This window comes from Enterococcus sp. 22-H-5-01 (genome assembly GCF_050310005.1).
Classification (GTDB): domain Bacteria; phylum Bacillota; class Bacilli; order Lactobacillales; family Enterococcaceae; genus Enterococcus_A; species Enterococcus_A hailinensis.
This window is the reverse complement of sequence record NZ_CP189993.1, coordinates 2,105,250-2,117,689: the sequence shown is the minus strand read 5'-3', so window position 1 is coordinate 2,117,689 and position 12,440 is coordinate 2,105,250. Positions and strand designations below refer to the sequence as shown.

Below are 12,440 nucleotides of genomic sequence, written 5' to 3'. Positions count from 1 at the left end.
ATCAATAAACCGTTAAAAAATAAATAAAAAAGCTTATAAAGAATTTATTACGAATTATTTTTTTAGATAAACTAAAATCATTTGCTTTTGCTTTTTTAAAAAAGGAAAGTCTTAAAGTTTTCTTATGAAACCCTCATCTATCATATCAAGTCGTTCTTTTTGCCAATGCTTGACGGATCAAGCGAATATCCCGTGTATTGATCGTCGAACGAACTTGTAAAGCCTTCGCATGGTGTGTTGGCATATTAGATAAAACCAAATCTGCTGCTGCTTCATCCTCCACAAATTCCAATTGATAATGATTGCTCAGCGCAGCGATCAATAGGTCTTTTTGCAATTGTTCAAAGACCGGACCCAAATCCGAAAGTACATACAAACGAGCTTTTGGCCGATACGTCAAATAAGGGATCAGTAGATTCGCCAGCAACAATGAAAAAAGTTCTGTCATTTTAGGATTAGTACTAGTTATCTTAGTTAAAAATTCTGACATGAAATCAGCGAAGGTTTCCATGTAACGAGGAACGATTTTTTTTAATCGTTGGTCATCTACAATTGGAAATAAACTCGTCAAAGTATGAACCTCCTTCAAGTAGCGATTAAATAAAAACAAGCGCCTCAATTGGCCTCTGACGGCTGTTTGATCATCAATAGTTACGGAAAAATGTTTTTCAAATACATCAAACCAGCTATCGCTTTGACTGCTGACCCAGGTTTCTGTTTGAGCAGAAATCTCCATAAAATCGATTTTTTCACTCAAATCAAAAAATAATGGGAAAATACTTAAAAAGAACAGCAATGTTCCCCATTCATTTCGATTCCAATGATCGAATAGCGAAGGTGCTTCAAAATTCAGCGGTACAGCAATCGTCTCTGTTGCTTGGACTGCATTGCGCTTTTCAAAAATAAATAATAATACGCCTAACTGACTGCGTTGGGTTTGAGAAAATTCGTAAGAGAATAAATCTGCTAACTGTTCGATGGGGTAACTTATCTGTTCATCGATTTCCCACGGTAATTCTTTGACCCCACGATAGATCGACCACAAATATTGAAAGAACAAGTAGCGGATTTGGTGCTCAGGGTCTTTTAAATGGATGATCGTGCCTTTTGATAAAGATAAGCGTAAAGGCTCAAGTTCTTTCGTTAATTTTGCAATCGTTCGTCGTAAAGTTGATGGACTGATAAATTGCTGCTCACAGAATTCTTGGGTATCTACTTTTCCAGACACCAACAACTCCTCCAACAAATGCACCAAAGTACTTTGACGAACAATGTCTCGCAACAGACGATGCAATGGAAAGTCCGGTTCACGAACGAGACGAACACCGTAGTTTCGGTGCTTCTCTAAACTAACCGCTGAAAAGTCTTGCATTAAGGCTTGTAATTGATCCAAGTATTTTTGAATCGTGTTGACATTCAATCCTGTGATATGTGACAAATCGGACCGGCTGTACCATTGATCTTGTTGATCCAGTATTTGTAAAAGCTCTAACTGCCAATATACCTCTTTGGTTAACATCCAATTTCCTCCCTTTTCAATTATTAGTTTATCCAGACTGAAAAATTGAAATCCCTCTTAGTTATAACAAGTTATAATACTCTTCAGCAACTTTTAGGAGGAGAAAAATGAGAAAATTTATCTATTGTTTGTTGATCGCTTTACTATTTTTTCCAATATCTGTGATTGCGGCTACAACAAATGCTAAAAAGAGTTCAATTGAAATCAGCTACATCAATGTCACTTTAAACGGTGCAAATATTAATTCCGGTGTCGTATCAGTGGAACCGGGGCAGCAATTACAATTACGGGTTCTATTCAATTATTATGGCGGTCAAATTACTGATTACAATGCCACTCGTCTACGGTTAGATGATGGACAAGCAAATGGAAAAATCCAAGCATTAGCCAATCATTTTGAAAAAATCACCGATAATCAAGCCGGAGAAGATGTGACGATCACGATCGCACCAACCGTCAAGAGCGGTGCTACTATCCCGGTCAAATTTATTATTGATGGGCCTGATGTCAGTAGTGAAGAAGACGAAACTATCACGTTTGTTATAAAAAATGCAACTAGTGGTACGACCGATTCTAGCTCGTCTAACGAATCTTCATCTAGCGAAAGCTCAAATGATTCTAGTTCATCTAGTGAAAGTTCAACCGATTCTAGCTCATCTAGTGAATCTTCATCTAGCGAAAGTTCAAATGATTCTAGTTCATCTAGTGAATCTTCGTCTACTGAGAGTTCAAATGATTCTAGTTCATCTAGTGAATCTTCGTCTACTGAGAGTTCAAATGATTCTAGTTCATCTAGTGAATCTTCGTCTACTGAGAGTTCAAATGATTCTAGTTCATCTAGTGAATCTTCGTCTACTGAGAGTTCAAATGATTCTAGTTCATCTAGTGAATCTTCGTCTACTGAGAGTTCAAATGATTCTAGTTCAATAGAAGCTTCTGATTCCATGGATTCAAATCAGAAGGATCACTCGAAGACTGATCACTCAGCCAGTAATAATGATTTAAACGAAAAAAAGCAGTTGTATGCTAAAAATAAATTGGTACCCAAAAACAAAAACAACAGTACCTCAGGCGTTCAAAAAAAAGCAACATTGAAATTTTTACCTAAAACGGGTATGAAAACTTCAGGTTATGCGTGGGTTGGTCTTGGTTTGACTAATTTGGTTGTAGCACTTTATTTATTCCGTAAAAAATAGACATGCAAGTTGTCTAGCCATTTTCTGAAAAAATATGTTACTATATTCAACGAAAAGAGTTGAATGATAGATGAACAATAGTTTTCACGAGAATCGTTCAGTAGGTCTGCTACTGACTTTTATTGGGGGAATGATGGACAGTTATACTTATATCCGATACGAAGCTTTTGCTTCTGCGCAGACAGGGAATTTGATTTTGGCCATCATCCAAGCATATGAAAGACAATGGAATATGGTCGGAAAAAAATTGCTTTCCACCCTCTTTTTCTTTGTCGGTATTCTTTTAGCCAAGTTTATGATCGATTATTTTAGAAAAAAGGAACTTCATTTCTGGCGCTTATTTTTACTTTATTTTGAAGCAGTAGTCTTTTTCGTAATCAGTTTGCGCTTCTTAGATCCCTATCCAGCAATTGTTACGATCATGATTGCTTTTACTGCCTCGATCCAATGGGTATCCTTCGATAAAATCAATGGCTTGGCCTACACGAATTTATTTACTACTGGAAATTTGAAAGGTGTCGCAACGAATCTTTATGATTATTTAAGCACGAAAGATCAAGCGGCAAAAACACGGTTTGTCCACTTTTTACTAGTGGTACTAGCTTTTATTGCCGGTGCGATTGTTTCAGTCTTTTTCTATCGTTTAATCGGGACGAAAGCTTTGTGGATCATCTCAGGATTATTCTTATTGATGGCTTTATCTGAAACTTTCTTAGTGTGGCAATTTCAACGAAACGTTTTTCGACTTGAAAAAAAATGACTCTTCAGCGACTTGCGCTGAAGAGTTATTTTATGGCTGAATAGCAACATCGATGGCGCCGTTACTCGTCCGAATCGTTAATTCTTTCGAGCCTGCTGCCTTTTTCACTAGGTTATTTTTAGCATTGCTTGTTTTAGCATCGATCGAGAAATCATTTTGATTTCCGATCACGGTTCCAGTGACTTTTGCATTACTCGTTTCAAGTTCTAATGATTCCTTCGGCTGAAGGCGATCTAAATAAATGGCGCCGTTGGTCGTCTCGAATTCTCCGGTTTTAAAGTTCAGGTTTTTTAAAATAATTTTACTGTTACTCGTTTCAAATGACCCTTCATTAAAAGTCAGATCAGTTAATTCTAAGTGACCATTGCTTGTTTGCGCTTCGATTTCATCAGCCTTCGTATCTGCTACAGCCACTTTACTATTGCTTGTTTCTATTTCTAATGTAGCTAATGCTATTTTTTCCACTGAGACTTGGGCATTGGATGTCTCGACCTGCAGATCTTTCAATTGTTCTTGCGGCACTTCGATCGTTACTTGCGCTTGATCCTTGCCAAAGCTGAAGAAACTTGGACTCCACCAATTGCTGCGGTTACGTACAAATTTTAATTCCTGACCTTTTTGCTGGATCTTATATTTTGTATTACGTGTTTTCGCATACTGGATTCGAGTCTGTTTCTCAGCAGTTCCGACCACTTTAATCGGGGTATTCCGATCATCGACAATCAATGTATCGATTTTATTTTTAGTCGTATATTCTTTTTGCATGACTTGATTATGAAAAAATAGACTGCTGATACTGACTAAAGCAGCTCCAACCAAAATAACCCCTACGATGATTTTTTTCATTTTTTGCTCCTTCTTTGATGCATTTTCTCTATCATAAAAGATTACACAAACGTTTTCATAGGGCTTGCGCCTGATTCTGCTTATTTATCTCGATAGAATCCTGCTTTTATCTCAATAAATTCTTGAAATAACTGAAATACTTGAAACAGCATCGCTCGATTCTCAAACGCTTGTCGATTTTCTGGTAGCTCTTTTTCCTGATAGCGCTGATCCAACTCAGTGATTTTACCCAAAATTTCTGAGCCATCATTCTCCTCCGCTAACGTTTCGGCTGTAAATTCTAAAAGTTCTTGCAATTCTATGACATCTTCTGGCTCGGCTGTTAGACGATTCAAAATCTGCAGCATCGCTGTTAAAATTTTTAGCTGTAAACGTCGCATCGCAAAATATTCAAAATAATACCCGTTACTGGAGAAGAAATGATTCTCTTCAAATTCTTGCGCTCGTTTTTGTGTTTCTTTAACAAAAGTCAAAAGTGCCAAACATTCTTGACGTAAATCTTCTTCTTTTTTCGCCTGATTCAAATGCAGCGCCATATCCTGCAATATTTTTTTCATCGACACTTCGACGATCATTTGGTCAGCTTGTAATTTTTTCTCGGTATTCGGCATATAAAGATTGGCTAATAAGGCACAACCGACTCCGATCGACATCAAGAGATACTCATTGATGATCAAGTGAACTGATATTTCTTGAGCCACCAAATAATGAGTGATCAACACGGAACTAACGGCTATTCCTTCATCTAGTTTTAGCGCTAGTGAGGCCGGGATAAATAAAAATAAGTACAAACCAAAGACCAACGGATGGTAACCGAAGAGTAAAAAACAACTACCTGCAATAACTGTTGCCAGCGTCAATGAAAAAAAACGATTGATCGCCGTTTTAACTGTTGAACGTTTCGTATTAGTCACTGTTAGGATCGTAATGATCGCCGCGGAAGCTGCTGATTCTAACCCCAAGCCATTTGCCAAAAGTAAAGCGATCGGTGCAGCAATCGCTGTTTTGAATGTTCGTAACCCAAATTTCATGTGATCCCTCCTTCACTAAAAGCTTACACTACTTGCTGAAAAAAGTCGCAACTTACTATAATATCTTGTATAGTAAATAAGTTGAAAAAAACCGTATGTACTAAGCTAACAAGAACTCATTTTATAACCTGTAGGGAGTGGATATAGTGGAAAGCTGGATTTTTTTAGGTGTGATTCTTTTGATTGCCTTTATTGCAAAGAACCAAAGCTTATTGATTGCAACGATCGCCGTATTATTATTGAAATTACTGCCCCATTCAGATAAGATTTTGACTACCTTAAATCAACGTGGAATCAATTGGGGTGTGACCTTGATTTCGGCAACGATCTTAGTGCCGATCGCGACGGGTGATATCGTCTTGAAAGATTTATTAGACACTTTGAAATCACCGCTTGGCTGGGTCGCAACCATCTGTGGTGTCTTAGTCGCTGTTTTATCTTCTAAAGGGGTCGGTTTAATCAATCAATCGCCAGAAGTCACGGTCGCTTTGGTTTTTGGAACGATCATGGGTGTTGTCTTTTTAAAAGGAATCGCTGCCGGACCAGTGATTGCTGCCGGGATGACATACTGCATCATGCAAGTCATCCAAACTGTAATGAACCGTTAATTTTAAACACACAACTCTTTATTTTCCGCAAGAGTTGTGTGTTTATTTGTTTCTCATAAAATTCTCTTGTAAGATAGAAAGAAACGACCGATTCAACAAATATAAAAATCCCTTTACAAAATATTGAAAAATGGCACAAGATCTTATTTTTATAAGAACTAGGAGGTGCAATGATGACTGAACAAACCAAGACCGCTCGTTTACGGCAAATCGTCAAAATTCTAAATCACTACAGTGTCGTCAAAAATATTACTCAACAAAAAAATCCCGCTGAGGTTCGTCAAGCTTTTGAAGAACTTGGCCCTACTTTTATCAAAGTCGGACAGATGATGTCTGTTCGGACTGACATCTTTACAGTGGATTTCACCCGCGAGTTACGTAAGTTACAGGATCAAGTTAAGACAGATGATTTTACTACAGTCAAAAAAGCGGTCGAGCAAGAACTGGATCACTCATTGACTGAGCTTTTTTCCCAATTTGATGAACAGCCATTTGCTTCGGCTTCGATCGCTCAAGTTCATCATGCCAAATTAAAGAGTGGTGAAGAAGTGGTCGTCAAAGTCCAACATCCAGGAATTGATACCGAGATCGAATTAGATCTGGCGTTGTTTGAAAAAGCTCTTCCTCTCGTCAACTGGGTGCCACAAAGCAATGTGATCAATTTAAAAAGTTTAGTTAGAGAAATTCGTAATTCCTTACAAAATGAATTGGACTTTCGTAAAGAGCTCGCTTTTGCTGAAGAGTTCTATCGCCTAAATAATGAATGGAAAGAAATTCGTGTTCCTAAAATGGAACCAGCTTATTCCACCAAAAAAATTATCGTGATGGAATTGATGGCTGGTAAAAGTCTAGAAACATTGATTCAAGCCAAAACAGAACCGATTTTACAACCTGGAATGTCTAATAATGAATTAAAGAAAATGATCAGCGGCTTATTAGTAGAGCATTTTATGAAGGAAGTCTTCGATGATGGCTTCTTCCATGCCGATCCGCATCCTGGCAATATCTTACTTCAACTATTGGACGAGGCTGAAAACCATGCTGATCAACCGCTTAAATCAAAAAAATTGGAACGAAAACTGGGCAAACAGACGTATCACTTTTCGTATGCTTACCATCAAAAACTTCGGCCTTTCCGTTTGAATTTCATTGATTTCGGAATGATGGGAACGATCCGGCCTGAGATGCAGACGAAGATGGGCAACACGATCATCGCTCTTTACAGTAAAGACAATCAACGGATCACCAATGCTGTCCGCTCGATTTGTAAACCTACCGGAAGCTTCGACGAAGAAAAATTCAATAATGAGCTGGATGACTTTTTAAACCGCTATTTGAATCTACCGATCAAAGAAATCGATTTACAAAAATTATTCTCACAAGTCGTAATGATTTGCCATGATAATAACCTGCAAATCGATGATTCTGTAACGATGCTGATCAAAGCTTTCGGTACATTAGAAGGTGTGATCGAGGATTTGAATCCTGATCTTTCATTGTTTGAAGTCGTCGCACCTTTTGCCCAAAAATTTTTTATCAAACAATTGCACCTGAAAGATGAATTACAAGAAACAGGGTTAGATTATTTATCCAGCTTAAAAGCGTTGCCTAAAATTCCTAGTCGTACACTGACTGTTTTAGATACTTTTGCCAAAGGTAAAGGTAAATTAAATCTTGAATTCAAGAATCAAAAAGCCCTTTTAGAACGCGTGGAGGCAATGGTCAACCGATTAGTAATCGGCCTGATTTTATCTGCTTTAGTGATTGGCTCTTCTCTATTGGTTCAGACTTCCCCTAACGGTCATACATTCATTTCTAATCTTGGCATCTTTGGTTATTCGATCGCTGCACTCTCGATCCTTTTCTTGATCTCAGAAAGTTTTTACCGCCGTTATCGAAAATGGAAAGACCGTTAAAACGAAACATTCCTAGCTGCGCCCAAAGTAAATCATCCTTTGGGCGCAGCTTTTTTATAGCCTAATTAAAATGTGATTCTTTTATTTTTCAACCAAATAAAAAGAAAACGGTTTTCTTTAATCGGTTTTTTTGAATGATATTTATTTTTTTGAAGATAATAGAGCATTTTTTTTTACAAAAACGATTGAAAATTATACTATTTTAATATAGACAAAGAAAAAAATATTTATGTGAGGAGGTACTTTATGAATAAGGCGATTAAAACCATCCTGATTATCTGTTCGTTGGTTTTACTTTCCATTTTTCTATCGGTGGCAGCAATCTATTACTTTATTGTTCCTAATAATCCATTAGATCTCAGCTCGCTTCAGCGTTTTGTTTTGACCAATGATTACGCACAGAACTATTTATTCTGGGTTGGCGCTGTACTAGCTATTTTGACGGTGATTGTGATTTTAGTCATTATTTTTTATCCGAAGAGAGTAACAACATTTACGCTTAATGAAAATCGTGGAAAACTGACTTTGGATAAACGTGCGATCGAAGGCTATGTCCGTTCAAGCATCAAAGAAGAAAATTTTATGGATAACCCGAAAGTGAAAGTAACTGCCACAAAAAATAAAATCGATGTCGATGTCCGCGGACGTTTGAAAAAGACTTCTGATTTAGTCGGTCGAACAGATCGATGGGCAAAAAATGTCGAATCTGATCTACGTAATTTGATCGGAACAAGTGAAAAAATCTCGATCAAAGTTAAATTCAAAGATCTTGAACCAAAACCAACCACAAATACACGCACGCCGGCTGAGCCGCGAGTAGAATAGGAGGAACAGTGATGCAAGACTTCTTTACACGAGAAAAGCTCCCTGTGATCTTCGGTATTCTCGGTTTTATCTTAGCTGTGCTATTCTTTACGATCGGCTTCTTTAAAACGATTTTACTGATTGTGATCACGGCCATTGGGATAGGTGTTGGCATCTACCTAAAAAACAATCATATTTTAGATGACTATTTGAAAAAATAGTCACCACTTACATTCGGAAAACTTTTTTCTTAAAGGAAAAGTTAAAGCTTTATAAAGTCTAGGAGGAAGAAATTATGGATAATACAACAATCAAATCAACAGAAAACACAGATGTAAAAGATGTTAAGGGCGAATTGACTTACGAAGACAAAGTTATTCAAAAAATTATCGGAATTGCATTAGAAAATGTTCACGGTTTATTGACTGTCGATGGTGGTTTCTTCTCTAATGTAAAAGACAAATTAGTAAACAGTGATGACGTTACTTCTGGTATCAATACTGAAGTCGGCAAAAAACAAGTAGCTGTTGACATGGACGTTGTTGTCGAATACGGCAGAGATATCCAAGACATCTATAACCAAATGAAAAAATTGATCGCTGAACAAGTCAACAAAATGACACACTTAGACGTGATTGAAGTCAATGTGAACGTATCAGATATCAAAACGCGCGAAGAATATGAAGCTGACAGCGAAACTGTTCAAGATAAAGTAACAAGCGCTGCACAAACAACTGGACAATTTGCTTCAAAACAAACAAATCGTGCTAAAAATGCGATCAGCAATCAATCAGACAAAATCAGCGACAACTTAGAATCAGAACCACGTGTTGAATAAAAAATTTTAGGCTACCTGCTTTTGTAGGTAGTCTTTTTCTAACAAAAAAACCTCTCACGTATCCCTACGCGAGAGGTTTTTTCAGCTTGATTTCTAAAGGCGATTGATTACTTCGTCAACATTTTTGATGGTTACAGAGATTGTTCCATCAGGATTATTAACGAACTCGATCAGTTCGGGATTGCGATAAACTTCTAATGGAACGATCAACTCGATGCCATTCGATAATTTCAATTTCTGTTTGCCGTATTTCTTTTCTGTTACTTCACGGACTTCTCTCAGTAAAGGTGCTTGATCGACATAGCCTTTCTCGATCACTTCTTCTTGAAAAGCCATTTGGGCCGAAATATTATCTTTAAAGACTTTTTGTGCCACGACTTTGGCATCGATCTGGCCACTTTCTTCGACGACATCATAGACGGCTTCCTTCACATCAGCGATCACATCATGTTTTTGATTCTCAAATTTAGCACCGATTTTTTCGGCGACCTTTTTGATCACCCGAACATTTTCTTCTAATGAAGGTGCCGGTTGACTTTCAATCACTTGCGTTGAAAAATACAATCGTTTGTCGCCCGAGAACGGGTACTTCTTCTCGATCAATTCATAACGTAAATTCCCCAAGTTGACCACGATTCCTTCATCGGCTTTTTGTGATTTGTTTGATAACAATGCCCGATGGATGATCAGCTCATTTTTTAAGCCACTTTCATCGGAATCGACGATATGTGTATACCCCTCATGATAATTGACTTTCAAAAAGGCTAAATACAGTTGAGTATCTTCTTCATACAATGCAACGAATGCATCCGCACTAGGTGCCTCTTCACTTTCTTTATAAGCTTGATACCAGCGATCAACGATTTTTTCACTCGCAGCTAAAAAATCATGCTCTGCTTGTTGACTCAAAAAGGCAAACGTAGAATCTTCAGTCAACGTCCCCGTCTTTGTTTGAGCAGAAGACAATTTTTGGATTTTCTTCGTCAAGTATTCTCGAATATATTCTTTAGTTAAATCTAATTCACTTTGACTGTAGATGGGATCACCTGATTCACGATCTACGATATGCAGTGCTGCTTTTGTTAAATAAATATCCATGTGTTCCCTGCTTTCTAAAAAATTCGATCTTGTTTATCATACACAGGAAACACCAGGTTTAGCAACTATTCTTTCATTATCAATTTTCCATCATTCATTTGATAGATTTTATCGCTCCATTGAGTCATTCGTTCATCGTGAGTCACCATGACGATCGCCTTGTTGCGTTCATGGGCTTCTTTAGCTAATAATTTTACTACGTCATAAGCATGATCTGAATCAAGACTGGCTGTCGGTTCATCGGCTAAAATCAATTTAGGATCATTGAACAAAGAACGTGCGATCGCTACACGCTGACGCTCCCCTCCTGATAATGCTTTAGGATATTGTTCTCTTAGTTCCCAAATGTCCAATGATTTTAATAGCTCTTCGATTTTTTCAGGATTTTTTTGCTTCTTGATTTTTTCTACAAATTGGAATTGTTCTTGTACTTTCAAGAAGGGAATCAAATTAGAGGCTTGAAGGATAAAGCCGATTTCTTTAAAACGGGCTTTGGAACGTTCTTTTTCATTCATTTGACCAAAGTCAGAACCATTGATCGTGATGTTTCCTTCGGTTGGTGTCTGCAACCCACCAGCGATCGTCAAGAAAGTACTTTTTCCAGAACCCGAAGGACCGATCACACTGACAAATTCACCTTCAGCAACTTTAAAATCAACATCTTTCAAGGCCGTAACTTCTGTATGACCTTGACCAAATTTTTTGATTATTTTTTCCATTTTTAATACATCATTTGTCATATTATTCCCCTCCGATCGCAGTGACAGGGTCGACTTTTGTGACTGTGCGCATAGAGAACAATCCACCGACCATCGCGACAAGAACTAAAATCACTGCATATAATGCCCATTCAGCCCAGTGAACTGCAAAAGGCATAGCACTCGGCAATACCAAACTAGTCACTACGCTTAAGCCAATCGCTACAGCAACACCGATAATCCCTACTAAAAAGGCTTGTGCTAAAATCGAGCGAACTAAATAGCTAGTAGCAACACCTTGTGCTTTCATCACTCCAAAAATTGCTGTCTTTTGAAGTGTGATTACATACATAAAGATTCCGATGATTGCTGCAACAACTACGAATAAGAAATAAATCATTGTGTTCAGCGTTAATTTTTCTGGTTTATAGCCAGGAATATTTTCAATAAAAGTATTAGGTGTCATTTTTTCTAATTTTGTTTGACCCGTTTTATTTGTGATACTGGTTTTGCCTATTGTTGCAATCACATTGATAGGATCACTTTCAGTAGGTTGTGCTCCATATTTCAATGTTTTGAAAGCTGGAGAACTAAGATAGACGACTGGTGCAATCGAATAAGTAGTCGCTTTTGTGATACCTACGATTTTAAAAGATTGATCGTTGACTTTGAAGGTTTGATTCAATTTATACCCTTCTGCTAATAAGTTCTCCGAAACGATTGCTTCATGATCATTTTTGTATAATTTTCCTTTAATGACTTTTGGTACAACAAAGGCTTGATTGTCCGTTCCAAAAATTGAAACATTAGTTTTTTCACTTCCGCCTTTTTCCTCGATCGCTGTTGAATAAATTCCTATACCTGCTTTTTCTTTTGCTGATACTTGTTCTAAGTCATCAAGATGCAGCTGTGAAGCATTAGCAATTTTATTACTGTCTTCCGATAAAATAATATTGGTTGCTTGCCAATCATCGACTGCTTGTCGATTTCCGTCCGCCAATCCATTGGCTAAACCAGAAAGCATAAATACAACATAAGCTACTAAGAGCATAATTCCAGCAATCAACCCATATCTTAATTTCGCATAACGAATTTCTTTCCATGCTAAAAACATTTAAATCACCCT

General features: G+C 37.5%; 13 protein-coding genes. 7 read left to right on the top strand and 6 right to left on the bottom strand.

What is annotated here, in order from left to right:
- Positions 1 to 145: 145 nt before the first annotated feature.
- The gene (locus ACQKTA_RS10700) at positions 146 to 1,519 is read right to left on the bottom strand and encodes a helix-turn-helix domain-containing protein (protein ID WP_427813724.1); all 1,374 of its coding nucleotides are present in this window, start codon (positions 1,517 to 1,519) and stop codon (positions 146 to 148) included.
- Positions 1,520 to 1,626: 107 nt separating this feature from the next.
- On the opposite strand from ACQKTA_RS10700, the gene ACQKTA_RS10695 reads away from it, so the two are divergent.
- Positions 1,627 to 2,715, top strand: coding sequence for an LPXTG cell wall anchor domain-containing protein (locus ACQKTA_RS10695; protein ID WP_427813723.1), 1,089 nt, complete (start codon positions 1,627 to 1,629; stop codon positions 2,713 to 2,715).
- A gap of 70 nt (positions 2,716 to 2,785) precedes the next feature.
- Complete coding sequence (locus ACQKTA_RS10690) at positions 2,786 to 3,475, top strand: YoaK family protein (RefSeq protein WP_427813722.1); 690 nt, start codon at positions 2,786 to 2,788, stop codon at positions 3,473 to 3,475.
- A gap of 30 nt (positions 3,476 to 3,505) precedes the next feature.
- On the opposite strand, the gene ACQKTA_RS10685 is transcribed toward ACQKTA_RS10690, so the two are convergent.
- Together ACQKTA_RS10685 and ACQKTA_RS10680 are read right to left on the bottom strand one after the other, a co-directional pair.
- Positions 3,506 to 4,321, bottom strand: a complete 816-nt coding sequence (locus tag ACQKTA_RS10685; protein ID WP_427813721.1) for a DUF4097 family beta strand repeat-containing protein — start codon at positions 4,319 to 4,321, stop codon at positions 3,506 to 3,508.
- Between the two features lie 80 nt (positions 4,322 to 4,401).
- A complete protein-coding gene (locus ACQKTA_RS10680) occupies positions 4,402 to 5,352 on the bottom strand; it encodes an aromatic acid exporter family protein (protein WP_427813720.1) in 951 nt (316 codons plus the stop codon).
- A gap of 146 nt (positions 5,353 to 5,498) precedes the next feature.
- Here ACQKTA_RS10680 and ACQKTA_RS10675 point away from each other — a divergent pair, with 146 nt between their 5' ends.
- The 5 genes from ACQKTA_RS10675 to ACQKTA_RS10655 all read left to right on the top strand — a co-directional run bounded on the left by ACQKTA_RS10675 (position 5,499) and on the right by ACQKTA_RS10655 (position 9,518).
- A complete protein-coding gene (locus ACQKTA_RS10675) occupies positions 5,499 to 5,960 on the top strand; it encodes a DUF441 domain-containing protein (RefSeq protein WP_427813719.1) in 462 nt (153 codons plus the stop codon).
- Between the two features lie 173 nt (positions 5,961 to 6,133).
- On the top strand, positions 6,134 to 7,876 hold the full coding sequence (locus ACQKTA_RS10670; protein WP_427813718.1) for an ABC1 kinase family protein: 1,743 nt from the start codon (positions 6,134 to 6,136) through the stop codon (positions 7,874 to 7,876).
- Positions 7,877 to 8,122: 246 nt separating this feature from the next.
- Complete coding sequence (gene amaP / locus ACQKTA_RS10665) at positions 8,123 to 8,701, top strand: alkaline shock response membrane anchor protein AmaP (RefSeq protein WP_427813717.1); 579 nt, start codon at positions 8,123 to 8,125, stop codon at positions 8,699 to 8,701.
- Positions 8,702 to 8,712: 11 nt separating this feature from the next.
- Positions 8,713 to 8,901 (top strand): DUF2273 domain-containing protein, encoded by a 189-nt coding sequence (locus tag ACQKTA_RS10660; RefSeq protein ID WP_071856667.1) that lies wholly within the window; start codon positions 8,713 to 8,715, stop codon positions 8,899 to 8,901.
- 74 nt (positions 8,902 to 8,975) lie between these two features.
- Complete coding sequence (locus tag ACQKTA_RS10655) at positions 8,976 to 9,518, top strand: Asp23/Gls24 family envelope stress response protein (protein ID WP_332579975.1); 543 nt, start codon at positions 8,976 to 8,978, stop codon at positions 9,516 to 9,518.
- A 93-nt stretch (positions 9,519 to 9,611) separates the two neighbouring features.
- Here the strand turns inward: ACQKTA_RS10655 and ACQKTA_RS10650 are convergent, their stop codons facing one another.
- The 3 genes from ACQKTA_RS10650 to ACQKTA_RS10640 form a co-directional block, all read right to left on the bottom strand.
- On the bottom strand, positions 9,612 to 10,616 hold the full coding sequence (locus tag ACQKTA_RS10650) for a nucleoid-associated protein (protein WP_427813716.1): 1,005 nt from the start codon (positions 10,614 to 10,616) through the stop codon (positions 9,612 to 9,614).
- Between the two features lie 65 nt (positions 10,617 to 10,681).
- Entirely contained in the window at positions 10,682 to 11,356 is a 675-nt protein-coding gene (locus ACQKTA_RS10645; protein ID WP_427813715.1) for an ABC transporter ATP-binding protein, read from the bottom strand.
- A gap of 1 nt (position 11,357) precedes the next feature.
- Positions 11,358 to 12,428 carry an ABC transporter permease gene (locus ACQKTA_RS10640; RefSeq protein WP_427813714.1) on the bottom strand — a complete coding sequence of 357 codons (1,071 nt, stop codon included), beginning with the start codon at positions 12,426 to 12,428 and terminating at the stop codon, positions 11,358 to 11,360.
- Positions 12,429 to 12,440 lie beyond the last annotated feature (12 nt).